Source organism: Pseudonocardia sp. GCM10023141 (genome assembly GCF_042653605.1).
Map to the genome: position 1 here is coordinate 130,789 of NZ_JBHSIR010000087.1, position 22,847 is coordinate 153,635.

At 70.2% G+C, this 22,847-nt stretch carries 23 protein-coding genes and 1 tRNA gene; 15 read left to right on the forward strand and 9 right to left on the reverse strand.

Annotated elements, in window-relative coordinates; translation table 11 throughout:
* Positions 1 to 53: 53 nt before the first annotated feature.
* Both ACFPFQ_RS47275 and ACFPFQ_RS47280 read right to left on the reverse strand, forming a co-directional pair.
* Entirely contained in the window at positions 54 to 4,862 is a 4,809-nt protein-coding gene (locus ACFPFQ_RS47275) for a hypothetical protein (protein ID WP_379629872.1), read from the reverse strand.
* Positions 4,863 to 5,038: 176 nt separating this feature from the next.
* Positions 5,039 to 5,263, reverse strand: coding sequence for a hypothetical protein (locus ACFPFQ_RS47280; protein WP_379629873.1), 225 nt, complete (start codon positions 5,261 to 5,263; stop codon positions 5,039 to 5,041).
* A 269-nt stretch (positions 5,264 to 5,532) separates the two neighbouring features.
* Here ACFPFQ_RS47280 and ACFPFQ_RS47285 point away from each other — a divergent pair, with 269 nt between their 5' ends.
* The 5 genes from ACFPFQ_RS47285 (at position 5,533) to ACFPFQ_RS47305 (ending at position 9,059) form a co-directional block, all read left to right on the forward strand.
* A complete protein-coding gene (locus ACFPFQ_RS47285) occupies positions 5,533 to 6,030 on the forward strand; it encodes a hypothetical protein (RefSeq protein WP_379629874.1) in 498 nt (165 codons plus the stop codon).
* A 26-nt stretch (positions 6,031 to 6,056) separates the two neighbouring features.
* A complete protein-coding gene (locus tag ACFPFQ_RS47290) occupies positions 6,057 to 6,668 on the forward strand; it encodes a hypothetical protein (protein ID WP_379629875.1) in 612 nt (203 codons plus the stop codon).
* Between the two features lie 276 nt (positions 6,669 to 6,944).
* On the forward strand, positions 6,945 to 7,466 hold the full coding sequence (locus ACFPFQ_RS47295; RefSeq protein ID WP_379629876.1) for a hypothetical protein: 522 nt from the start codon (positions 6,945 to 6,947) through the stop codon (positions 7,464 to 7,466).
* Positions 7,467 to 7,533: 67 nt separating this feature from the next.
* A complete protein-coding gene (locus tag ACFPFQ_RS47300; protein ID WP_379629877.1) occupies positions 7,534 to 8,001 on the forward strand; it encodes a hypothetical protein in 468 nt (155 codons plus the stop codon).
* The gene (locus ACFPFQ_RS47305; RefSeq protein ID WP_379629878.1) at positions 7,998 to 9,059 is read left to right on the forward strand and encodes a tyrosine-type recombinase/integrase; all 1,062 of its coding nucleotides are present in this window, start codon (positions 7,998 to 8,000) and stop codon (positions 9,057 to 9,059) included. Before ACFPFQ_RS47300 ends, ACFPFQ_RS47305 begins: the two co-directional genes overlap by 4 nt.
* A gap of 41 nt (positions 9,060 to 9,100) precedes the next feature.
* Here the strand turns inward: ACFPFQ_RS47305 and ACFPFQ_RS47310 are convergent, their stop codons facing one another.
* The 4 genes from ACFPFQ_RS47310 to ACFPFQ_RS47325 form a co-directional block, all read right to left on the reverse strand.
* The gene (locus tag ACFPFQ_RS47310) at positions 9,101 to 9,904 is read right to left on the reverse strand and encodes a hypothetical protein (RefSeq protein ID WP_379629879.1); all 804 of its coding nucleotides are present in this window, start codon (positions 9,902 to 9,904) and stop codon (positions 9,101 to 9,103) included.
* 86 nt (positions 9,905 to 9,990) lie between these two features.
* Positions 9,991 to 11,034, reverse strand: a complete 1,044-nt coding sequence (locus ACFPFQ_RS47315) for a tyrosine-type recombinase/integrase (RefSeq protein WP_379629880.1) — start codon at positions 11,032 to 11,034, stop codon at positions 9,991 to 9,993.
* The gene (locus ACFPFQ_RS47320) at positions 11,031 to 11,498 is read right to left on the reverse strand and encodes an AbrB/MazE/SpoVT family DNA-binding domain-containing protein (RefSeq protein WP_379629881.1); all 468 of its coding nucleotides are present in this window, start codon (positions 11,496 to 11,498) and stop codon (positions 11,031 to 11,033) included. Before ACFPFQ_RS47320 ends, ACFPFQ_RS47315 begins: the two co-directional genes overlap by 4 nt.
* A gap of 108 nt (positions 11,499 to 11,606) precedes the next feature.
* A tRNA-Leu gene (locus ACFPFQ_RS47325) sits at positions 11,607 to 11,691 on the reverse strand.
* 124 nt (positions 11,692 to 11,815) lie between these two features.
* Here ACFPFQ_RS47325 and ACFPFQ_RS47330 point away from each other — a divergent pair.
* Positions 11,816 to 13,123 (forward strand): M20/M25/M40 family metallo-hydrolase, encoded by a 1,308-nt coding sequence (locus ACFPFQ_RS47330; RefSeq protein WP_379629882.1) that lies wholly within the window; start codon positions 11,816 to 11,818, stop codon positions 13,121 to 13,123.
* 2 nt (positions 13,124 to 13,125) lie between these two features.
* The gene (locus ACFPFQ_RS47335) at positions 13,126 to 13,911 is read left to right on the forward strand and encodes an SDR family oxidoreductase (RefSeq protein ID WP_379629883.1); all 786 of its coding nucleotides are present in this window, start codon (positions 13,126 to 13,128) and stop codon (positions 13,909 to 13,911) included.
* Positions 13,912 to 13,935: 24 nt separating this feature from the next.
* Here ACFPFQ_RS47335 and ACFPFQ_RS47340 read toward each other — a convergent pair whose 3' ends face one another.
* Entirely contained in the window at positions 13,936 to 14,178 is a 243-nt protein-coding gene (locus ACFPFQ_RS47340; protein ID WP_379629884.1) for a DUF5703 family protein, read from the reverse strand.
* Between the two features lie 117 nt (positions 14,179 to 14,295).
* Positions 14,296 to 15,240, reverse strand: a complete 945-nt coding sequence (locus ACFPFQ_RS47345; protein ID WP_379629885.1) for an aldo/keto reductase — start codon at positions 15,238 to 15,240, stop codon at positions 14,296 to 14,298.
* Between the two features lie 51 nt (positions 15,241 to 15,291).
* Between ACFPFQ_RS47345 and ACFPFQ_RS47350 the strand changes: the two genes are divergently transcribed.
* Positions 15,292 to 16,113, forward strand: coding sequence for an undecaprenyl-diphosphate phosphatase (locus tag ACFPFQ_RS47350; protein ID WP_379629886.1), 822 nt, complete (start codon positions 15,292 to 15,294; stop codon positions 16,111 to 16,113).
* On the opposite strand, the gene ACFPFQ_RS47355 is transcribed toward ACFPFQ_RS47350, so the two are convergent.
* Positions 16,110 to 17,009 (reverse strand): oxidoreductase, encoded by a 900-nt coding sequence (locus tag ACFPFQ_RS47355; protein WP_379629887.1) that lies wholly within the window; start codon positions 17,007 to 17,009, stop codon positions 16,110 to 16,112. The genes ACFPFQ_RS47350 and ACFPFQ_RS47355 overlap by 4 nt on opposite strands.
* Positions 17,010 to 17,082: 73 nt before the next feature.
* Here ACFPFQ_RS47355 and ACFPFQ_RS47360 point away from each other — a divergent pair, with 73 nt between their 5' ends.
* The 7 genes from ACFPFQ_RS47360 (at position 17,083) to gndA (ending at position 22,840) form a co-directional block, all read left to right on the forward strand.
* Positions 17,083 to 17,649 carry a TetR/AcrR family transcriptional regulator gene (locus ACFPFQ_RS47360; RefSeq protein ID WP_379629888.1) on the forward strand — a complete coding sequence of 189 codons (567 nt, stop codon included), beginning with the start codon at positions 17,083 to 17,085 and terminating at the stop codon, positions 17,647 to 17,649.
* Between the two features lie 10 nt (positions 17,650 to 17,659).
* Positions 17,660 to 18,364 carry a histidine phosphatase family protein gene (locus ACFPFQ_RS47365; RefSeq protein ID WP_379629889.1) on the forward strand — a complete coding sequence of 235 codons (705 nt, stop codon included), beginning with the start codon at positions 17,660 to 17,662 and terminating at the stop codon, positions 18,362 to 18,364.
* Between the two features lie 50 nt (positions 18,365 to 18,414).
* Positions 18,415 to 18,984 carry a DUF3090 domain-containing protein gene (locus tag ACFPFQ_RS47370; RefSeq protein WP_379629890.1) on the forward strand — a complete coding sequence of 190 codons (570 nt, stop codon included), beginning with the start codon at positions 18,415 to 18,417 and terminating at the stop codon, positions 18,982 to 18,984.
* A gap of 11 nt (positions 18,985 to 18,995) precedes the next feature.
* Positions 18,996 to 19,790, forward strand: a complete 795-nt coding sequence (locus ACFPFQ_RS47375) for an SCO1664 family protein (protein ID WP_379629891.1) — start codon at positions 18,996 to 18,998, stop codon at positions 19,788 to 19,790.
* A gap of 54 nt (positions 19,791 to 19,844) precedes the next feature.
* Positions 19,845 to 20,324, forward strand: a complete 480-nt coding sequence (locus ACFPFQ_RS47380; protein WP_379629892.1) for a DODA-type extradiol aromatic ring-opening family dioxygenase — start codon at positions 19,845 to 19,847, stop codon at positions 20,322 to 20,324.
* Positions 20,325 to 20,450: 126 nt separating this feature from the next.
* Entirely contained in the window at positions 20,451 to 21,317 is an 867-nt protein-coding gene (locus ACFPFQ_RS47385) for an LLM class F420-dependent oxidoreductase (protein ID WP_379629893.1), read from the forward strand.
* 83 nt (positions 21,318 to 21,400) lie between these two features.
* Positions 21,401 to 22,840, forward strand: a complete 1,440-nt coding sequence (gene gndA / locus ACFPFQ_RS47390) for an NADP-dependent phosphogluconate dehydrogenase (RefSeq protein ID WP_379629894.1) — start codon at positions 21,401 to 21,403, stop codon at positions 22,838 to 22,840.
* The last annotated feature ends 7 nt before the right edge of the window (positions 22,841 to 22,847 follow it).

Below are 22,847 nucleotides of genomic sequence, written 5' to 3' on the forward strand. Positions count from 1 at the left end.
CCACGCGCGCGACTGGGCGTGGTTCTGCCGCTCGATACCCGAATGTCAGCGGGTCAGCGGGTCAGCGTGTTCGCGGCGTTCTGCGGTTGCCGGGTGGCCGTCGTTGGCCGGGCGGCAGGGCCTGCCGGCTTCTGGGCCAGCTCCTCCGGTCGCGGCGCGGCGAGGTCGTGCATCTGACGGTGAAGTTCGGCGGCTTCGGCGCGGGCGATGGACAGGCGGTCAGCGTGGATGAAGGGACGATCGTGTGTCGCGCGGGCGCGCTGCGCCTCCTGGTGAGCGTCCACGATGTCGCGATCGAGTTGGTCGACGCGGCGGTCGAGGCCGGTGATGCGGTTTTCCAACCGGGTCGCCAATCCGGTCGGATCGGTGTCGGAAATGGCATCGACGTGAACGTAGACACCCAAGCGGGGTAGACCCGCCAGATGGATCGTCCACCCCTCCGTCCGCCGATTCGCCATCCCGTGTTCGCGGCGCATGGACACGCGCACGCCCGCCAGCGAGCCGATCGGCACGGTGTCGGAGTCTCCGTCGGAACTGGCCGATGCAGCGCTGAGTGCCGCGAGTAGGGCGCGTCCGGCGTCGGCGCGGTTGCGGTGCGTCTGAGATCCGATGGTGGCGGTGAAGGCATCTCCGGCGCTCGACACTCGATACGGGAGGACCTCGGAGATAGCGCGTCGTTCGGCGGTGAGTTCCTCGCCGAGCTGCTCGGCGCGTTCAGCGGCGTGCCGCAGCTCGACCTGGTCGCGGTAGTGGGCACGTTCGAGCCGGTCCAGGCGAGCTACCTCCGCGTCGAGGCGAGCCTTGTCGAGTACACGGGGATCGCCGGTGGCGAGGGCCTTGACCTCGTCGTAGGACAGCACGACGTCGCCGACGTCCTCGATCTCGCGCAGGTCGAGCCGTCCGCGCATGATCTGGCTGATGAAGCTCGCCTTGCGGGTGACGGTCTGCCAGGAGTAGGCGTCGAAGCTGCCTTCGGTGACGTAGCGGAGGATCCGCACTTCGGCGTTGTGGTTGCCCTGCCGCAGGATGCGTCCGTCGCGCTGGGCGAGGTCGGCGGGCCGCCAGGGGCAGTCGAGGTGGTGCAGCGCGATGGCGCGGAGCTGGACGTTGGTGCCGACGCCCATCCGTTGGGTGGAGCCGAGCAGTACGGCGATGCCGCCTTCGACGGCTTGGTTGAACAACACGCCCTTCTCGATGTCGTTGCGGGCTTCGTGGATGAATCGGACCGAGCCGTTCGGCAGACCACGCAGGTGGAGCAGATCACGGAGCTCGTGGTAGACGTTCCAGTCCTCGGGCTTGGGTGTACCGAGGTCGCAGAACACCAGCTGCAACGCGCCTGGCCGTGCGTGCGGTTGACCGGACCGGTCGGGAAAGGCGTCGTCGCGGTGGCGCCGCCAGATCGCTGCGATCCGGTCGGCGGCGACATCCAGCTTGGTGATGGCGTCGGTGCTCTCGTCGACGAGGCGGAGGTCGAGCGCTGCTTGGCGACCGTCCGAGCTGATCTTCAGCATGTTGTCCGCGCCCTTGCCGGGGCGACTGCCGCGCACCCGGTCAGCACGTTGTCCGAGTTCCACAACCAGCTCGCGCAGCTCGGGAGACGGTGGGATCACCACGGTCTCGGGTGTGCGTTGGCCGTCCGGACGCATCGCCAGGAGCGGCACGGGGAGTTTGAGGTCCTCGGCGGTCTTGACGTCGGCGCTGACGTGCCAGAGGCGCAGGAGTTCGGGGACGTTGCGGAAGCGGGCGAACCGGGACTTCATACGGAAGCTCGCGCCGTCCGGCGAGAGTTCGATCCCGGTGACAATCTCACCGAAGGTTGCTGCCCAGCAGTCGAAGTCAGTGAGTCCGGCCGCATTGAGCAGGTCCGGGCGCAGGTAACGCTGCATGGTGTACGCCTCAGCGACCGAGTTGGCGATCGGGGTAGCGGTGGCGAGGGTGACGACGCGGTCGCCGTGGCGCTGCCGCAGTAGGTTGATCTTCATGTCGAGGTCGGTGGCGCGCTGGGATCCGACCACGGCGACGTCGGGGATGTTCGACGGCGTGCGGAGGTTCTTGTAGTCGTGCGCCTCGTCGATGACGAGGTAGTCGATGCCGGTGCTCTCGAACGTGATGCCGGGGTCCTTGGGCGCCGCCAGCTGACGTTTGATCCGCTCTTGGGCGTTCTCCAGCATCAACTCCATTCGTTTGATCGTCATCGATCGACCGCCGCCAGCACGAGCCGCCTCGCGGGTGTTCGCGATCCAGTCCTGCAGTCGCTCAGTTTCTCGTTCGAGGTAGTCGCGCTGGGTCTCAAGTCGGACGGGGAGCCGTTCGAAGGCCGAGCGGGTGAGGATGATCGCGTCCCAGTCGCCGGTGGCGACGCGGCCGACGAACTCACGGCGCCGGTCGCCTGCCAGGTCGTCGCGGCCGGCGGGCAGCAGGTTGGCGCGCGGGTAGATGGCCAGGAACTCTGTGGCGAACTGTTCGAGCATGTGGTTGGGCACGACGATGGTGGGTTTGCGGACCAGGCCCAGCCGGCGCAGTTCCATCACACCCATGACCATTTCGGCCGTCTTGCCGGCGCCGACCTCGTGGAACAGCCCGACTGCCGGTTCACCGATCATTCGCGCGACGGCCGCGACCTGGTGCGGGCGTGGGATGAAGGTGACCGAGACGCCCGGAAGGGACAGGCTGACGTCGTCGTAGTTGCGCAGGACGATCGAGTTGAACGTGTCGTTGTAGGTGCGGGCCAATGTGGCCGCTCGGCGCGGTTCGGCCCACACCCACTCGGCGAAGTGGGCGTCGAGTTCGCGAGCCTTCTCCTGTGCCGCCACGGTCGCGGTCATGTTCAGGGCGCGGGTGCCGTCCTCGAGTTCGTCGTAGACGGTGATAGTCCGCTGAGCCAGCAGCGCCTCGGCGAGTTCCGGAGCGGATCGCCGTTTCGTTCCCCACGTGGACGTGGCGGCCACCCCGAAGTTGAGCCCGCGCACCGCCCAGATCGCGCCGCCCGGGTGCTCCACTACCAGGCGCGGATCTTCCAGCGTCTCGCGGAGGAACTGCTGCACGAAGGCTGCGTCCACCCACGGAGCGCCGAGCCGCACACTGATTTCGGCGGGCAACAGATCCGCCGGGAGCACCGCGGTAAGCGCAGTGACGTTGGCGGCGAAGCGCGGATCCTCGGCCACGGCTTGCTGGGCGGCGGCGAGCTTGGTGCGAACGTTGCCGGAGAGGTACTCAGCGGCCGGGACGAGCCGGTCGCTCTCGCCGCCGCTGACGGGTTCGTCGAAGACGAGGTCACCCAGCGACGCTCGCGCTTCGTCCGGCGTCGTTCCGAGCAGCCGGGCGATCTCCGGCAGGAGCGCCGCACCGTGGGTGTCGAGGCACAGCGCCAGGGCGTCTGCAGGTGAGTCGGCACCCGACCGTGGCGCCCGCGGCGCGACGACGCGCTCAGTGAAGATCGAGGCACGAGCGGCGGCGCCCGTGACGTCGTCGTAGCGTTCCAACGCACGCACGAGCGGCGCGAAGGGATCGTGGCGGAACCCGCCCTGGGCGGGCCGGACCCGCGACATCCGTTCCTCGCCGGTGTCCGGGTCGTGCCTGCCGGTGCGTCGCCACGTGCAGCGCTTGATCGGCCCCCAGCGCTCGATGTACGCGGTGTACCGCTGCCCGAGTCGAGATCGGAGTTGAGCGATCTCTGCGGTGTCCGCGCCCGTCGCGGATTCGGCGTCGAGCAGTGCGACCGTTGTGTCGCGGATCCCGAGCAACGCGCGCAGCTCCATGGCTTGCGATCCCGGCACTTGGTAGAGCCTGCGGACGCCGCCGGCCACTCGGGTGAAGGTGCCGTCGTCGGCAGCCTCGATCAAACCTTCGCGGCCGATGAGGGTCCGCTCTGGGGTCACCTTCGGCTCGGCGTGTCTGCCGCTCGCGGGCGGAGCCATGCGCAGGTTCTCGGCTGCCGCGCGTTCCACGACGAGGTCCAGGGCCGCCGGTAAGGTCGCCTCGATCGGGCGGGCGGACAGCACCATCAGCTCGTCCTCTCGGTGTGCGCCGCGGCCCAGCCGCATGCTTCCGAGGACGAGGTCCGGGTGGTCGTGGAACCACCGGTTCACCTCGATCGTGGGGGTCTCAGCGAGGGCGGAACTGGCGGCGGCCTCAGCCGTGGTTCGCGGTGCACGCGCGATTTCCAGCTCTGCGACCTGCGCCCACAGCTCACCGTTGCCGCTGCGTCCCGGTTCCCGGCGCCGCAGCACCAGGATGTCGGTGATCACGCTCGTTCCGGCCGCCCGCTGATGCGCGTCGCTGGGTAGCCGGATTGCTCCGACGAGGTCGGCGAGGTCGGCCAGCTCTCGACGCGCGACGGGGTTGCGGGCGTCGAGTGTGTATCGCGAGGTGACAGCGATGACCAGCCCGCCCGGTCGGGTCAGGTGCAGGCTCTTGATCAGAAAATGGTTGTGGATCGAGTGCCCGCCGCGGTTGTGGCGAGGGTCGTGCATGGCCAGCCGACCGAACGGCACGTTGCCGATGGTGAGATCGAATGAGTCGTCGGTGAACGGCGAGTCGGCGAACGACTCGGTTCTGATCTCCGCTTCGGGATACAGCGCCGAGGCGATCGCCGCTGTGGTCGGGTCCTTCTCCACACCGACCATCTCGGCGCTCGGTGGCGCGAGCCCGATGAACGTCCCGGACCCGCAGCCTGGTTCCAGGACCCGACCGCCGGTGAAACCCAGTTGGGTGACCGCTGTCCACATCGCCAGTGCGATCGCGGCGTCGGTGTAGTGCGCGTTGAGCGTGCTGCTGCGCGCCTGCGCGAACCCGGCGGCGCCGAGCACATCCCGCAGCCGATTCCGCACAGCAGCGAAATCGGCTCGTTCGGGATCGAACACGGCCGGGACCGCACCCCACCCCGACCAGCGGGCCAGCGTCGCCTGCTCCTCGGAGGTGGCCGGTCGGTTCTCCCGACCGATCGTCCCGACGAGTTCCGCCGCCGCCAGGTTCGCTGTGATCCGCGCTCGATCATCAGACGGAGCCAGATCGTCCTGGCTCGTCGGGCGGAACGTGATCAGACGATGCGGTTGTCCGTCTGGCCGTTGTCGATGATCGGGCTCGACGTCGGATGCTCGGCCGCCTCTACCGTGCTCGTCTCGCTGGCGATCATCTCCTGGGCGGTCGTCCAGGCCCCGCGGATCCGGTTCACCGCGTCCAGGTAGGTCTCGTCCGGCAGGTCCGGGCCCTCCAGCTCCAGGGCGAGATCCTCCAGCCGCTGGCGCTGATCGGGGTTGGTCATGGTGGTCCTCCTCATGACGACCGATTGTCCACAGTTCGTCGAGGGACAGTTGTCCCTCGGCCTGGGTTGAGGACGCCCGCCGCCGCCTTCTGCTGGCCATCAAGCCTCCTCCGAGCCGGAGCGAACGGGCAAGGCCGTTCACGATCCGTGCGGGTAGCGGCGACTACGTGGTCACCACTGCGGACCACACGGCGGCCACGCACGACCACTCAGCCATCAACCCTCACGGAGACGCTCCCCTCACGACGGAAACCGATGGGAGCAGCACCATGGCTTGGGTCCACGACAGCGGGTACGAGCCCGCCTACGCGCACGAGGGTCATCCCGTACCTATCCAGATCGACGGCACGGAGGCTGCGGCCAGCAGTGCCCCGACCCCGCTCGAGGTGCTCGGCTGGCGGTCGGCGTGCGAGTGCGGCTGGCGAGGGATGCAGTTCTACCCGCGCAGCGAGTGGCCCAGCGCGACGGCCCTCGCACCGGACGGGGTCGACGGGTGGGAGACCGGCACCGCCACGTTCGCCGAGTGGCGGCACCACGTCGACCGCGCGCTTCCCGAGCTGGCCGTGCACGACCTCGCCAGACAACTCGCCGACGTCGAGGAGAGGTTGGAGCGTGCCTGCCACGCCGCTCGTCACTCGGGCCTCACCTGGGCGCAGATCACGCGCGCGGCAACCGGTCACCCCGCGGTGCACGCCGCTCGGCACGGTGAGATCACCGGTCGGACCGGTGCTTGCCTCGCCATTGGCAGCACGCCGGGGAGGGCGTGATGTGGCCGGACCGGCAGCGGCATTCCGTGAGCGTTGTTCTGGACCTCGCGGGCTCCCAGGACGTCGCGATCGCCGAGCACCAGCCCGGAACCGAATTCGCAGCGGTGACCGTCCGGGTCGGCAGTGCCCTGATCTACTTGCACGACATGGCGACGGTGGAGAAGTTCGTCAACGCCTTCTTCGACCTCGCCCCCTCGGCGCGGCGGCTGCAGCGTGAGATCGATCCCCGCATCGTTGCCCCCGTTGGCGGTATGCCCGAGCCCGGCGTGATCATCAACGTTGCCGATGCGCCGATTCCTTATGGGACGCTCCTCCAACAACCCGGCAGTTATGCTGTCGTCCGCCTACAAGTGGGACGCCTCGTGTTGCGCATGCACGACCTCGGCGCCTACTCCTCGACGACCGCCGCGTTCCGCGCCGCTGCATCGGTCGGGATCAGGACATTCCGCGACGCGCCCGACACCTTCCACCGCAGTGCCCCCACCGCAGCGGCCACCGGAAAGCCAAGCGTCCAACCGAGCCGCAGACAGGGACGGAGCCACCAAGAGGCCCGCCAAGCGGCGACACCTGCCCACCGTGTCGGGTCCACCGCGTCACGACCCCGGTCCGGGCCTTCGGTCGGCCATGGCCGCGCCTGACTGGGCGCCCCGCACCCGGCGCTGCGGCGACGCTGCCACAGGTCGACCGAGACGCGGTGAGCGCTGGACCACGATAGTCGCGCAGGCCACGGGGTTGAGGGCACTCGACGCCTTCTGCCGGCCGTCAACCCTGCTCCGAGCCGGATCGAGCGGGCAAACCCGTTCACGATCCACAGGAGCAGCGGCGCCGTCATGGTCACCGCCAGCCACGCGCGACCACACGCCGACCACAGGCACGTAGACGCTCCGATCATCGACGAACGATGGGGAGCTGACATGGCCTGGGTTCACGACAGCGGGTTCGAGCCCGCCTACGCGCACGTCGGCTATCCCGTGCCGATCCAGATCGACGGCTCGGAGGCTGTGGCCAGCAGCGCACCGACCCCACTGGAGGTGCTCGGCTGGCGTTCGGCCTGCGAGTGCGGGTGGCGAGGGATGCAGTTCTACCCGCGAAGCGAGTGGCCCGGCGCGACGGCTCTCGCACCGGATGGAGTCGACGGATGGGAGACCAACAGCGCCTCGTTCGCCGAGTGGAAGCGTCATCTCGATCAGGTCCTGCCCGAGTTGGCCGTGCATGACCTCGTCAACAAGCTGGCCGTCGTCGAGGCGAGGTTGGCTCAGGCCTGCCACGAGGCTCGCGTCGCCGGGCTGACATGGTCGCGTATCGCGCGGGCGGCAGGTGGCCATCCTGCGGTGGATGCGGCGCGCCAGCGCGAGATCACGTATAGATCGAATCCCACCTTTCGCGCAGCAAGCCGAGCTGCTCGGGACCACGGAGCGGCTGGCCCCGCGCAGTGACAGCCACCCGATGACCACACGGAAACACACAACGATCGACGCGTCGCTGGAACCTCGTCCGCATCGCATGACGAACACGGAGGGGCCGATCATGACCGTCCTTAGCGACATCGAGGCTGTGCCACACATCGACGATGCAACCGTCGGCCGCAACGAATCCGGTGAGCCGACGGCCGCGGCCGCTGGGCCGCCACCGCGTTGCGTGGTGACTCCGCCCGACCGCGCCGGTCGCATCGCGGATCGATCGCTGTGTAGACACATGGGCTGGAACCAGCAGACCGGAATCCGCTTCGAGGTCCGAGGCCGCTTCGTCATCGTCACGGCCGATGGCAGCGCACCGGCGATCACGACGCAGGGCCATCTCCGAGTCCCACTTGCCATTCGGCGCCGCTGCCGGATCGACGCCGGTACCCGACTCCTCATCGTTGCCTGGAGGGAGAACGGCACGGTCGTCATCTGCACGGCCTCCGCGGTCGAGGAGATGCTCCGGACCCTCTCGGCCGGTGCCGGAACGGGTTTCCGAGGTCGGAGATGACCGCGAACCGCCTGGACGCCGTCCGGGTCCTCCTCGATCAGCTCGGCATCTCGCCCGAGGAGCTGCTCGGCGACATGCTCCCCTCCCACGCCCGAACGATGCCGACGATCGCGGAGTACGTGGACCGGGTCACCGGCGCCGTCTCGCCCGGAGCGCATCGGGTCTACGGGACGTACTGGCGTCGGGTGTCGCAGGTGTGGGGGCATCGCCGACTCGACGAACCGACACCCATCGAGATCCGCGAGCTCGCCGAGCAGGTCAAAGCCGCAGCTGTGGTTCGCCGCAACTCCCGCGGCGGCCGCACCGCAGCCGAGCACCTCATCGCCGCCCTGCGCTGCCTCTACCGCCACGCCGAAGCCGACGGCCTGATCACCGCCGACCGCAACCCCGCCACCCAGGTGGCGAAACCGAGACGACTCGCGAGCACTCGACGCGCCCTGCCCGATGGGCGTCTCGTCGAGATCAACCACGTCGCCGGAACCACCGGGAACGACCCCGATCTCGACCTGCTGCTCCTGCGACTGCACACCGAGACCGCATGCCGACGCGGCGGAGCACTCGCCCTGCGCCCAGCGGACCTGGACGTCGAGCAGTGCCTCGTCCGGCTCCGGGAGAAGGGCGAGACGATGCGCTGGCAACCTGTGTCGCCCACGTTGATGCGCCGCCTCGTCGAGCACGCCGCAGAGCGTGGCGGCGCCACGGACGAGCCGCTGCTGCGCTACCGATCCGGGCAACCGATCACCGCCCGCCGCTACGACCACCTCTGGCAACGCCTGGGCCGACACCTGCCCTGGGTGCACACACAGCAGACGACGACCCACTGGCTGCGACACACGACCCTCACCTGGGTCGAGCGCCGCTTCGGCTACGCCGTCGCCGCCGCCTACGCAGGCCACACCACCGGCGGCCGAGACGCCGGCGTCACAACGACCTACGTGCGCGCCGACATCACCGAGGTCGCCGCCGCACTCGCCGCGCTCTCCGGCGAACCACACCCACTCGCTCCCGACCCACACGAAGGCGGACGCGGACCGCTCGTCATGCCGAACGCCAGCTGAATCCACGACCGACACCGACACGCGGTTGTCTACCGACGCGTTCATGAACTCGCCGCCGCCGTAGCCGTGACCGTCGCGCGCAGCGCGGCCGCGAGCTTCACCGACGTCCCAGCCGAGCAACCGGTCACCGCGCGACACCACGAGGGCGTCACCGACGGTGGCTCACCAGAGGAGCGGGCGGCTGCGAGTGCGGCGTGCGCGTCGGCGAGATAGTCATCGAGCAGTCGTCGTGACGAGGAAGTCCTGCCCGCCGAGGTGCGACGACCCTTCCTCGTGCCGGGTCGTCGTGATTCGTGAACCGTGTGATCGCCGAGTTCGTGAACGCCGCTGGTTGCCGCGTCGGGAACGGTGACCGGTTCACGAACGGCAGCGTCACCTGGTTCACCAGCACCTTCGACGACGCCGTGGCCAGCTACATGCGCCGTCTGGGCGAGTCGTTCACGAAGTTCCGGTCCAGCCTCCGCAGCGAGCACGACGAGCAGCGGCGGGATCGAATGCAAAACCACCCCTGCCGGGGTCATCGGGTCGCCGTCGAGCCCCCAAGCCTCCCAGGTGTTCATGACGTAGGTCGCGGTGAACGTCGCCCACTTCGTGACCCGCGCCCAAGTCGAGGAGGGCAGCTGCTGCCCAGAGGTGATCTGCTCGGCGCGGATCACCGCGAGGAGTACGAGCGACACCATCGGGTCCAGCAACCACGCTGCCCACCAGACCGCCGAGAACGGCGGTGCGTCACCAGCGGCGAAGCGCTGCACGTTGACCGCCGTGAACAGCAACCCCAACGCGACACCAGCCCACAGCAGCACGTCGACCTGCCTTGCAACACGCTCCACGCGCAGCGCGATCACATCCGGTCGGGCCGCCAGCGCGCGGACGTCGGCGGCCTCCAACGCCTCCCGGGCGAGCTGCGCGGCCCGGTCGGTCTCCTGGCCGTTCATGCGAGCGGGTGGTGTTCGCCGGTGAGGGCGGCGAGCGCAGCCGCGACCTCCTGAGCGTTGGCCCGCACGTAGGTGGAGGTCGAGGAGCCGTCACCGCCACCGTCGGTATGGCCGGCGTAGGCGTGCGCGACGGCGAACCCGAAGTTCCGCTCCACCCAGGTGAGGGTCGTGTGTCGCAGCCAGTGGGTGGAGATCTGCTGCGTGGCGACCCACGGCAGCTCGTTGCCGAGACGGGTCCACAGATGGTCGTAGCGGCGTCGGGTGATCGGGCGGCCCGACGCGTAGCGCAGCAGTTGGTCGTGATGACCGGCGTTCCGGTCGCTGGCGTGCTGGCGCAGGTGGGTCATGAGCGTGGGGGACACCGGCTGCCAGCGCACCGTGCCCGCCTTCTCCCGTAGGAAGATCAGGCACTGGGTGGGGTCGAGGTCCCGGGGGCGCAGCGCGAGCGCGCCGCCGCGGCGGCATGCGGTCTCGACATGGATCCGCAGAAGCAGGGTGTCGAGTGCGGGATCGTCACCGGTCGTCGCGGCGGCGTGGTGGATCTCGGCGAGGCGCTCGTCCGCCACAGCCTGGCGGGTGCTGGGCTGGCGGCGCGGCTTGGCGACCTTGCGGGCCGGGTTGTCCCTCGGGTCGATCAGGCCATCGTCCTCGGCGTGGCGGTACAGACAGCGCAAGGCTGCGATGACGTGCTCGGCGGCACTGCGCCCACCGCGGCTGTTGCGGCGGGCCACGACGTTGGCTTTCGTGTACTCGACGAGTTGGTGGATGTCGGTCGCGGTGACCTCGTCGAGCCGGCGGTCGGGCCAGCGCTCGACGATCCTGGTCCAGTACGAGCCGTACACGCGACGGGTGCCGTCGCCGACGGCCTCGCGGACGAGGGGGATGTACTGGGCGAAGGTCGGGATCTCGGCGCGGGATCGCGATGCGCCGATCAGGTCAGCGGCGGAGATACCCATGCTGTCGAGCAGCAGCCGGGCAGCCGCGAGTTCGGCCTGCCGCCCGTTGCGTGGTGTGGATTCCCGTGGCTGCACCGTGGTCATGACGTGGCTCCCTGCAGGAGGGCGGCATGGTGAGCGTCGAGCAGCACGTCCAATGCGGCGGGCGGGTGCAGGAGGAGACGGCCGGCTGACGGGTCGGCCACGAGGAGGATCCGGTCACCGGCGACGAGCCGGTAGGCGCGTCGGACGCCGACGGGCAGGCGCAGGTGCTCGTCGTTGCCGACCCGCACCGAGCCCTCCGGGTGGGAGAGGACGAGGACGGACCCGGCGATCAGAGTGAGGGTCAGCGTCTGACCAGGCCCCCACGCCAATGCGCGCAGCATGGCCCGATCGGCAACGCGGCCGTACCGGTCCAGGACGGCAAGGCCGTACAGCGCGTCGCGACCGGCATGAGGCGGCAGCGTGGGAAGAGCGATCGGCCGGGGTGCGGGCCGCCGCGGTGTTGCGGTGCCGGTGCTGCGATGCCGCGAGAGATTTAGGGCGGGTACGACACCGGAGGTCACCACGGTGACTCCCCAGAGACGACACGCTGGGGAGTGGCTGGTACTGAGGAGGGGTGCTCAAGCACACTTGAGCACAGGTACGTCAGATGTTGCAGGGGTGCAACTGTGGAGTGTCCGAGGGGGGACTTGAACCCCCACGCCCGTTAAAGGGCACTAGCACCTCAAGCTAGCGCGTCTGCCATTCCGCCACTCGGACCTGCATCGCGGCCCGTGAGCCGCGCTGTGGAAGAGGATAACGCACCCTCCACAGGGGTCATGCAGGCAGGTCGCTGGACTCCTCGGCCGCGCTGCTGTCGCAGGTCAGTGGTAGGAAGATCCGCGTGACTGCAGCCGAGGACGAGGTCGTCGAACTGGCGTCGGAGCTCATCCGCATCGACACCACCAACACTGGCGACCCCGCCACCGTCACGGGGGAGCGGGAGGCCGCAGAGTACGTCGCGGCCAAGCTCACCGAGGTCGGGTACGAGATCGAGATGGTGGAGTCGGGTGCGCCGCGCCGCGACAACGTCGTCTGCCGGCTCAAGGGCTCCGATCCGAACCGGGGCGCGCTGCTCGTGCACGGGCACCTGGACGTGGTGCCCGCCGATCCCACCGAGTGGTCGGTGCACCCGTTCTCCGGCGCCGTCCAGGATGGTTACGTGTGGGGCCGCGGCGCGGTCGACATGAAGGACATGGTGGCGATGATGATCGCCGTCGCGCGCCGCTTCAAGCGCGACGGGGTGGTGCCGCCGCGGGATCTCGTCTTCGCCTTCCTCGCCGACGAGGAGGCCGGGGGTGCCTACGGCGCCGACTGGCTGGTGAAGAACCGGCCCGACCTGTTCGAGGGCTGCACGGAGGCCGTCGGTGAGGTCGGCGGGTTCTCGCTGACGCTGGCCGAGGACAAGCGCGTCTACCTCATCGAGGCGGCCGAGAAGGGCATCGCCTGGATGCGGCTGCGGGCCCGCGGCAAGCCCGGCCACGGCTCGTTCCTGCACGAGGACAACGCCGTCACCAAGGTCGCCGAGGCCGTTGCCCGGCTGGGCAACCACACGTTCCCGATCACCATGACCGACACGCTGCGCGCATTCCTGCAGCAGATGCGCGAGCTCACCGGGCTCGAGTTCCCCGAGGACGACCTCGAGGGCGCGCTCGCCAAGCTCGGTCCGGTGGCGCGGATGGTCGGCGCCACGGTGCGCGACACCGCCAACCCGACGATGCTCTCGGCCGGGTACAAGGCCAACGTCATCCCGTCGTCGGCGGAGGCGGTGGTCGACTGCCGGATCATCCCGGGGCGCGAGGAGGCCTTCCTCCGCGAGGTCGACGAGCTGATCGGCCCGGACGTCACGCGCGAGTGGGTCACGCACCTGCCGGCCCTCGAGATGCCCTTCGACGTGCCGCTGACCGCCGCCATGGCGGCCGCGCTGCGCACCGAGGACCCGACCGCGGCCACGGTGCCCTACATGCTCTCGGGCGGCACCGATGCCAAGTCCTTCGCCGACCTGGGCATGAAGTGCTACGGCTTCGCGCCGCTGCGGCTGCCCCCGGACCTCGACTTCGCGTCGCTGTTCCACGGCATCGACGAGCGCGTGCCGATCGATTCGCTGAAGTTCGGGGCCCGGGTGCTCGACACGTTCCTGAGGAGCTGCTGACGATGGACGTTCCAGGGCTGGACCTGCGCGGCAAGGCCGCGCTGGTCACGGGTGGCGCCTCCGGCATCGGAGCCGCCGCCGTGCGGCGCCTCGCCGCGGCAGGCGCGGTCGTCGCCGTCGCCGATCGCGACGAGGCCGCCGCCCGCGCGCTCGCCGCGGAGGTGGGCGGGCTCGCGCTGCCCGGTGACGTGTCCGACTCCGACACGATGACGATGGCCGTCGACGTCGCCGAGGACGCCTTCGGCCGGCTCAACATCGTGCTGCTCAACGCGGGGATCAGCGGTGGGCAGTCGGGGCTGGAGGACCTCGACCTCGCCGCGTACCGCCAGATCGTCGGTGTCAACGTCGACCATGTCGTGTTCGGCCTGACGGCAGCGGTGCCGGCGCTGCGGCGGGCGGGCGGGGGCAACATCGTGGCCACCGCCTCGCTGGCCGGTCTGGTCGGCATGCCGGGCGACGCGCTCTACACGCTCACGAAGCACGCCGTGGTCGGCTACGTCCGCTCGGCGGGCCCGACGCTCGCGGCCGAGGGGATCATCGTCAACGCCGTGTGCCCCGGTTTCGCCGACACCCCGCTCATCGCGGGGGTGAAGGCCCAGTTCGCGGGGTTCCCGTTGCTCACGGCCGACGACGTGGCCGGCGCCATCGCTTCGATCCTGGAGCGCGGGCAGCCGGGGGAGTGCTGGTACGTGCAGCCCGGCCGCGAGCCCGGGCCCTACGGGTTCCGGGGCGTGCCGGGGCCGAAGGGGAGCCCGGCACCGCCCGACGTCGCGTGGCAGGAGCACTGACCAACAGGTCAGCGCCTCAGCGCCTCAGATGGAGAGCTCCGGGAGCATCTGACCGGCGCGACGCTTGCGCCGCAGCCACACCTTGCGGATGCCACCCGGGTAGAGCCGAACCCTGGAGAGCTCCCAGCCGCCGAACTCGGCCTGGATCGCCAGTCGTACCGCCGCGGTCATCCGGGAGACGTCACCGGAGAGCTGTACCGGGCGGTACTCCCACTCCCCGTCGATCGTGTCTCCTTCGACCGAACCGGTCGGGCTGCCACGCTTCACCGGCTCACCTCCCACCAGGTCTGCCGAACCCCGCCGCTGCCTCGTGCATGAACGACGGGTGGAATCGCCTCAACCATAGGCTTGCCCCGATCGCTCTGCCAGGTCCGGCACTCCTCCTCAGGAGGGGGAGCTGACGTCGTCGAGAGCGGCCCGGATCTCGGTGGGGAGATCCACCGATTCGGTGGCCATCGACGCCGTGAGCTGTGCCGCATCGCGCGCGCCGACGATCGCGGCCGCCACTCCCGGCCGGTCGCGGGCCCAGGCGAGCGCCACGGTGAGCGGCGAGGTGCCCAGGCCATCGGCCGCCGTGAGCACCGCGGAGACGATGCGGGCCGAGCGGTCGTTGCGCCGGACCTCGACGTAGGGGGCGAGCGCGGGGGAGGCGGCCCGGGAGTCGGCGGGGGTGCCGTCGGCGTACTTGCCGGTGAGCACCCCGCGGCCCAGCGGGGCCCAGGCGAGCAGCCCGATCCCGTGGTGGGTGGCGGCGGGCAGCAGCTCCGCCTCGATGTCGCGCGAGAGCAGCGAGTACTCCACCTGCGCCGAGACCGGCACCGTGATGTTGCCCAGTGACCGGCCGCGCTCGGCGATGGTGGCCAGCTCCCAGCCCTTCGGCGCCACCAGCCCGGCGTAGCGGACCTTGCCGGTGGTGACGGCGATCTGCACGGCCGAGAGCGTCTCCTCCAGCGGCACGGTGGCGTCGAACCCGGGCAGCTGCCACAGGTCGAGGTGATCGGTGCCCAGCCGCTTGAGGGTGGCGTCGAGGCCGGTGAGCAGCGCGCCGCGGGCCGAGCCGTCGCCCAGTGGGCCGCCCGGCAGCGTGCTGCGCCCGGCGATGACGATGTAGTCGCGGGGCACGCTCGACGCGAGTACGGCGCCCAGCACCTCCTGTGCCGCGCCGTCGCCGTAGCCGTCGGCGGTCTCGACGAGCGTGCCACCGGCGTCGACGAACGTGGTGAGCTGGGCGGCCGCATCGTCGGTGTCGGGTTCGAGGCCCCAGTTCATCGTGCCCAGGCCGACCCGGGACACCTCGAGCCCGCTGGCACCCACCCGTCTCCGCAGCACCATGAGAGCCTAGGACGGGGCCTCTCAGGTACCACCGGTACGGTCCCCGGCGTGAGTTGGCTGGAAGTACTCGTCCTGGGTGTGGTGCAGGGTCTGACGGAGTTCCTGCCGATCTCCTCGTCGGCGCACCTGCGGATCATCTCGGGGGTCTTCTTCGGCAACGACCCGGGCGCCGCGTTCACCGCGGTCAGCCAGCTGGGCACCGAGGCCGCGGTGATCGTCTACTTCGCGCGCGATCTCTGGAAGCTGATCGTCACGTGGATCCGGGGCCTCACCAATGCCGAGGTCCGCGCGGAGCCGGAGTACCGGATCGCCTGGCTGGTGATCGTCGGCACGATCCCGATCGGCGTGTTGGGCATCGTGTTCAAGCACTCGATCGAGACGGCGGCCCGCAACCTCTGGGTGATCGCCACCACCATGGTCCTGTTCGGCCTGCTGCTGGGCGTCGCGGAGCGGGTCGGGCGCCAGCGCATCGAGCTGAACCAGATGAAGTGGGCCGACGGCGTGGTGCTCGGCTTCGCGCAGGCGCTCGCGCTGATCCCCGGGGTGTCGCGCTCCGGCGGCACGATCACCGCCGGGCTGTTCCTCGGGCTCACCCGGCCGGCGGCGGTGCGCTACTCGTTCCTGCTCGCGATCCCGGCCGTCGTCGCGGCCGGGCTCTTCACGATCCCCGACATCGCGAAGGCCGACGGTGTGACCGGGCCGCAGATGATCGTGGCCACCCTCATCGCGTTCGGGGTCGGCTACGTGGTGATCACCTGGCTGTTGCAGTACGTCCAGAAGCACAGCGTCTACGTCTTCGTCTGGTACCGGCTGGCACTGGGGGTGCTGCTGGCGGTGGCGCTCGGCGCCGGCTGGATCGCCGCCGTCTAGCGCGTGATCGCCGGCTCCAGGCCGCTGAGCTCGACCGATGTGGCCCACAGCCGCGCTGCCGCGGCGGCGTCGCGAGCGGACCGCGACGGGGTCTCCCGCACCGGACGGGAACCCCGGAAGACGAAGGTCGGACCGTAGAACTCGCCACCGCGGACGGCCGGATCGGTGACGGCGCGCAGCATCGGGCGGGCTCCGGCCTCCGCGCTCTGCGCGATCAGCGGCACCACCGTCGAGATCGAGCGGTTGATCAGGCCCGACCCCTCGGTGCCGAGATCGGTGCTGGACCCGCCGGGGTGCGCGGCAACGGCGATCGTCGACGCGCCGGCGGCGGAGAGGCGCTTCTGCAGCTCCGCGGTGAACAGCAGGTTGGCCAGCTTGCTCTGGAAGTAGGACTGCCAGCGCTGGTAGGGCCGCTCCAGGCGCGGGTCGGCGGGGCCGCGGGCGCCGCGGTGTCCCATGCTCGACATCGATCCGATGCGGGAGCCCGGCGTGGCCAGCAGCAGCGGCAGCAGTCGCGCGGTGAGCGCGAAGTGCCCGAGGTGGTTGACGCCGAACTGCATCTCGACGCCCTGCGGGGTGCGGGCCTCGTCGATGGCCATCAGGCCGGCGTTGTTGACGAGCAGGTCCAGCGGCCCGTCGATGCCCCCGGCGAACGCGGCGACGCTGTCGAGATCGGCCAGGTCCAGCGCCCGGACCTCGACCGACGCGCTCGGCGTGCGCTTGCGGATCCCGTCGGCGGCCTGCTCGGCCTTGGTCAGGTTGCGGCAGGCCAGCGTCACGTCGGCACCGTGCGCGGCCAGCTCGTCGGCGATGTGCAGGCCGAGCCCGGCGTTGGAGCCGGTGACGATGGCGCGCTTGCCGGTGAGGTCGGGGATGTCTGCGGGCGTCCAGGCCATGATGAGCTCCTCGGTAGAAGATGAACGTGTCTTCATCTTAGCCATAACATGAACGATAGTTCATCATGGAGCGGTGAGAGCCGACGCACAACGCAACCGGGACCGGATACTGGCCGCTGCCAGGGAGCTCGTCGTCGAGGCGGGCGTCGACGTCGGGATGGACGACATCGCCCGGCGGGCAGGTGTTGCGGTCGGCACCCTCTACCGCCATTTCCCGGCCAAGTCGGATCTGATCAACGCCGTCGTCGACGACTCGTTCGACCAGATCGCCGCGCGGACCGAGCGCGCACTCGTCGAGGTCGAGGCGGGTGCTCCCGTCGCCGAGAAGCTGGCGGAGCTGTTCCGCGCGGTGGCCGAGCGGCACGTCACCGACCGCGCGCTCAAGGTCGCGGCGGACCGACTCGACGTCGAGGCCGAGTTCGCCAGGGCCGTGCCCGGCACCCACGCCGGGCGGGCCGTCGCCGCGATCACGAGATTGCTGGATCTCGCGCATGCCGCCGGGGTGCTGCGTGCGGGCGTCACGCTGGCGGACCTGATGCTGCTGCTCTCGTCGATGCCCGGGGGCGAGGTGCCCGCGGAGATGCGCCACCGGTTCGTCGAGATCGTGATCGCCGGGCTGGCCGCGCCGGCCCACCCGTAGGCTCGACCGGGTGACCACCCTCATCCTGCTGCGCCACGGCCGCTCCTCGGCCAACGTCTCGGGCATCCTCGCCGGGCGCACCCCCGGCGTCGAGCTGGACGAGAAGGGGCTCGAGCAGGCCGACAAGGTCGTCGAGCGGCTCACCGGCGTCCCGATCGCGGAGATCGTCTCCTCGCCGATGCTGCGTTGCGAGCAGACGGTGGCTCCGCTGGCGAAAGACCGTGGCCTCACGCCCGTCAGCGAGCCGGACCTGGCCGAGGTCGACTACGGCTCCTGGACGGGCGGCTCGCTGGGCAAGCTCGCGAAGGAACCGCTGTGGAAGGTCGTGCAGGCGCACCCCTCTGCTGCGATCTTCCCCGACGGTGAGGGCCTGGCGGCGGTGCAGGGGCGCGCGGTGGCCGCGGTGCGCCGGCACGGCGCGCGGATCGGCGCCGAGCACGGGCCGCAGGCCGTCTGGCTGGCCTGCAGCCACGGCGATGTGATCAAGGCCATCCTGGCCGATGCGCTGGCCACGCACCTCGACAACTTCCAGCGGATCATGGTCGACACCTGCTCGATCAGCGTCATCCACTACACGGAGACCCGGCCGTTCGTCGCGCGGGTCAACGACCTCGGCGGCGACGTCGCGGGGCTGATCCCGCCCAAGCCGAAGCGCCGCCGCAAGCCCGCCGCGCGCAGCTCCGATGGTGTCGTCGGGGGCGATACGGGCTCGTAACCTCACATCGACGAGCCATGACGGCGACGGTGGCCTATCCTGGAAGGGCCATGTCACGCCTCATTCATGTCTTCCGCCAGCCCGAGCGCTTCGTCGCCGGGACCGTCGGCGAGCCCGGCGACCGTTCGTTCTACCTGCAGGCGATCGAAGAGGCCCGCACGATCAGCGTGCTGCTGGAGAAGCAGCAGGTGTCCGTGCTCGCCGAACGGATCGGTGCGCTGCTCCAGGAGGTCGTGCGCCGCTTCGGCTCCGACGTGCCCGAGGAGGCCGCGCCCGGCACCGATCTCGATCCGCTCGCCGTGCCGCTGGAGGAGGAGTTCCGCGTCGGCACCATGGGTCTGGGCTGGGATGCCGATTCCAAGTCGATCGTGGTGGAGCTGCTCGCCGTCTCCGAGGAGGAGGTCGACGAGTCGGTCGTGCTCGACGACACCGACGAGGGGCCGGACGCGTTGCGGGTGTTCCTCTCCCCGCTGCAGGCCAAGGCGTTCGCCGATCGCGCCGAGCGGGTGGTCTCGGCAGGCCGGGCCCCGTGCCCGCTGTGCGCCGAGCCGCTCGACCCCGAAGGACACGTCTGCGTGCGCCTCAACGGGTACCACAAGCGATCACCCGTCGGCGACTGAGCCGCACCCAGGTGGATCCTCGCGACCCGGCGGTGCCGGAACTGCTGCTGCACGGTCAGATCGACGTCACCGGCCGCCTCGTCGACGCGTCCAACGCCACGCTGTTCGGCACCATCAGCGCCGACGGCGTCGAGGCGCAGTGCGTCTACAAGCCGGTGCGCGGGGAACGCCCGCTGTGGGACTTCCCCGACGGAACCCTCGCCGGTCGCGAGGTCGCGTCGTTCCTCGTCTCGGAGGCGGCGGGCTTCCACGTCGTGCCGCCCACCGTGCTGCGCCCCGGCCCGTTCGGCCCCGGGATGGTGCAGATCTGGGTCGACACCGACGACGAGCGCGAGTACGTCGACGTCGTCGCGCCCAAGAAGGTGCAGCAGGGCTGGATCGGGGTGCTGCGCGCCCGCGGTGACCGCGGCGAACCCGCGGTGCTCGCCCACGCCGACACGCCCGAGCTGCGCCGGATGGCCGCGTTCGACGTGGTCGTCAACAACGCCGACCGCAAGGGTGGGCACGTACTCGCCGGTACCGACGGCAACCTCTACGGCTGCGACCACGGCCTCACGCTGCACGTCGAGGAGAAGCTGCGCACCGTGCTGTGGGGCTTCGTCGGGCAGGCGCTGTCGGCCGACGTCGTCGAGGCGCTGGAGAAGCTGCGGGCCGGGCTCGACGGCGGACTGGCCGAGACCATCGGTGAGCACGTCGCCCGCCGCGAGGTCCGCACCCTCATCGCCAGGGTCGACGGGCTGCTGGCGGCCGGGTGCTACCCCGAGCCGTCCGGGCACGGTCCGGCGATCCCGTGGCCGGCGTTCTAGGTCCTCCCCTCCGACCTCGCACACGCTGACCCGTCCTCGCACCCGGTGGAACCTGTGCGACGACTCGGGACGGCATGCGAGGTCGGGCTGCGCGCCACGGTGCTGACCCACATGTTCCCCGATGCCGACATCCCCGTCGTCCAGCTGTCGATCAATGCGATGAAGCCGTTCGACTACCACCTCGAGCTCGGGGCGCAGCTCGCTCCGCTGCGCGAGCAGGGCGTGATGATCGTCGGCAGCGGCAACGTCGTGCACAACCTCGGTGGCATGGACGCGGCGCAGCCCGACGGCGGCTTCGACTGGGCGCACCGGTTCGACGCCGCGGCCGGCACGGCGATGACCGGGTCACCCGCAGCGCTCCCCACCGTCCAGGGTGCGCGTGACTTCGACGTCGCCGTCCCGACACCGGACCATTTCATCCCGCAGCTCTACCTCGCCGGACTCGGCGCGGCCGCGAACACCGCCGCGGACGTGCTCGTCGACGGCTACACGTTCGGGTCGCTGTCGATGACGGCCTACACGCTCGGGCTCTGACAGCGGGACACCGGGACCGGCCGGGATACCGGGACCAGCAGGGCCACCTTCGAGCACTGCGTGGCCTGCCGGGCGGGCCTAGCCTCGAGACCGTGTCCTGCATCGCGCAGGCACGGAGGAGGAACGATGGAGATCGGTCTGCACGTCGCGGACTTCACCTTCCCGAGCGGACCCGCCGGTCTCGCCGACGACCTGACCCGGGTCGTCGTCGCGGCCGAGGATGCCGGATTCTCGAGCGTCAGCGTCATGGACCACCTGTTCCAGATCAGCGTGCTCGGCCCGCCCGAGCACGAGATGCTGGAGGCCTACACCACGCTCGGCTACATCGCGGCCCGCACGTCGCGCGTCGAGCTGCTCACCTGGGTCACCGCCGTCAGCTACCGGGACCCAGGCATGCTCGCCAAGCTCATCTCCACACTCGACGTCTTGTCCAAGGGCCGGGCCTGGCTCGGGATCGGCGCCGCCTGGAACGACGAGGAGGCGCGCGGGCTCGGGCTGTTCTTCCCGCCGACGGCCGAGCGGTTCGAGCGGCTGGAGGAGACGCTGCAGATCTGCCAGCAGATGTGGAGCGACAACGACGGCCCGTACGAGGGCAAGCACTACCACCTCGAACGCACGCTGAACTCGCCGCAGCCGCTGCGCACGCCGCCGATCCTGATCGGCGGCGGCGGGGAGAAGAAGACGCTGCTGCTGGTGGCGAAGTACGCCCAGGCCTGCAACCTGTTCGGGGGACCCGACGTCGCCCGGAAGCTGGACATCCTGCGCGGGCACTGCGAGGCGGTCGGGCGGGACTACGACGAGATCAAGAAGACCGTGATGGTGCCCCTGGATCCCGGTGCGGGCGGCGACAAGATCGACGAGATCCTCAAGCAGCTGCAGCCACTCGGCGAGCTGGGTGTCTCCGACGCGCACGGCTGGGTGCCGCGTGTGTGGGAGACCGAGCGGCTCGCGCTGATGGGCAAGGAACTGATCCCGGCCGCTGCGGCGTTCTGAGGGTTCCGACGGTCACGTATCCGGCAGCGGGCGATGTGGGTAACGTCGCCCGCGCCGGGTCACTTGCCAAAGGGGATCGCCACATGACAGCAACGAGCCGCATCGGGGTCACGGGACTCGCGGTGATGGGGGCGAACCTGGCCCGCAACATCGCGCGCCACGGCGTGCCCGTGGCGGTGCACAACCGCACCACCGCGAAGACCAAGGAGTTCATCGAGGCCTACGGCGACGAGGGCACGTTCACCGCAGCGGAGACCACCGAGGACTTCGTCGCCGCGCTGGAGAAGCCGCGCCGGATCATCGTCATGGTCAAGGCCGGGGCCCCGGTCGACGGCGTGATCGCCGAGCTGACGCCGCTGCTCGACGAGGGCGACATCATCATCGACGCCGGCAACTCGCACTTCCCCGACACCGTGCGCCGCACCGAGGAGTGCGCGGCAGGAGGCCTGCGCTTCATGGGCATCGGCGTCTCCGGTGGTGAGGAGGGCGCGCTGCTCGGGCCGAGCATCATGCCCGGCGGCGACCCGTCGGCCTACGCCGAGGTCGAGGAGATCCTCACCAGCATCGCCGCCGTCGTCGACGGCACGCCGTGCTGCGTCCACGTCGGACCGGGCGGTGCCGGGCACTACGTCAAGATGGTGCACAACGGCATCGAGTACGCCGACATCCAGCTCATCGCCGAGGCCTACGACCTGCTCACGCACGTTGCCGGGCTCGACGCGCCGGCCATCTCGGCGATCTTCGAGGAGTGGAACACCGGAGACCTCGAGTCGTTCCTCATCGAGATCACCGCGAAGGTGCTGGGCAAGACCGACGAGAAGACGGGCAACCCGCTGGTCGAGATGATCGTCGACCAGGCCGAGCAGAAGGGCACCGGCACCTGGACCGCGATCGACGCGCTCGGGCTGGGCATCCCGCTCACCGGCATCACCGAGGCCGTCTTCGCGCGCGGACTCTCGGCGCTGCGCGACGAGCGCAAGGCGGCTGCGGGCACGCTCGCGGGGCCGAACCCGGAGTCGAGCACCGATCGTCCCGACCTCGTCGAGGACATCCGCCAGGCGCTCTACGCCAGCAAGGTGGTGGCCTACGCGCAGGGCTTCGCGCAGATGCGGGCGGCGTCCAAGGCCAACGACTGGGACCTCGACCTGGGCGCCATGGCCACGATCTGGCGCGGCGGCTGCATCATCCGGGCGCAGTTCCTCAACCGGATCCGCGACGCCTACACCGAGCACGGCGACGTCACCAACCTGCTGATGGTGCCGTACTTCACCGAGGCCGTCGCGAACGCGCAGGACGCCTGGCGCCGGGTGGTGATCACTGCGACCGAGCAGGGCGTGGCGATCCCGGCGTTCGCCAGCTCGCTGAGCTACTACGACGCGTACCGGCGCGAGCGTGGCCCGGCGAGCCTGATCCAGGGCCTGCGCGACTTCTTCGGCGCCCACACCTACCGCCGCATCGACGTCGAGGGCAGCTACCACACCCGCTGGCCGCAGGACGGTGTCGAGGTGCGCACCGACGCCTGACCGACGG

Coding starts and splice junctions, on each gene's coding strand:
- ACFPFQ_RS47295 (WP_379629876.1), top strand. CDS start 6,945: ATGGCCTGGGTTCACGACAGCGGGTTCGAGCCCGCCTACGCGCACGTC.
- ACFPFQ_RS47280 (WP_379629873.1), bottom strand. CDS start 5,263: ATGACCAACCCCGATCAGCGCCAGCGGCTGGAGGATCTCGCCCTGGAG.
- ACFPFQ_RS47355 (WP_379629887.1), bottom strand. CDS start 17,009: ATGGCCTGGACGCCCGCAGACATCCCCGACCTCACCGGCAAGCGCGCC.
- ACFPFQ_RS47335 (WP_379629883.1), top strand. CDS start 13,126: ATGGACGTTCCAGGGCTGGACCTGCGCGGCAAGGCCGCGCTGGTCACG.
- ACFPFQ_RS47285 (WP_379629874.1), top strand. CDS start 5,533: ATGGCTTGGGTCCACGACAGCGGGTACGAGCCCGCCTACGCGCACGAG.
- gndA (WP_379629894.1), top strand. CDS start 21,401: ATGACAGCAACGAGCCGCATCGGGGTCACGGGACTCGCGGTGATGGGG.
- ACFPFQ_RS47370 (WP_379629890.1), top strand. CDS start 18,415: ATGTCACGCCTCATTCATGTCTTCCGCCAGCCCGAGCGCTTCGTCGCC.
- ACFPFQ_RS47305 (WP_379629878.1), top strand. CDS start 7,998: ATGACCGCGAACCGCCTGGACGCCGTCCGGGTCCTCCTCGATCAGCTC.
- ACFPFQ_RS47385 (WP_379629893.1), top strand. CDS start 20,451: ATGGAGATCGGTCTGCACGTCGCGGACTTCACCTTCCCGAGCGGACCC.
- ACFPFQ_RS47300 (WP_379629877.1), top strand. CDS start 7,534: ATGACGAACACGGAGGGGCCGATCATGACCGTCCTTAGCGACATCGAG.
- ACFPFQ_RS47315 (WP_379629880.1), bottom strand. CDS start 11,034: ATGACCACGGTGCAGCCACGGGAATCCACACCACGCAACGGGCGGCAG.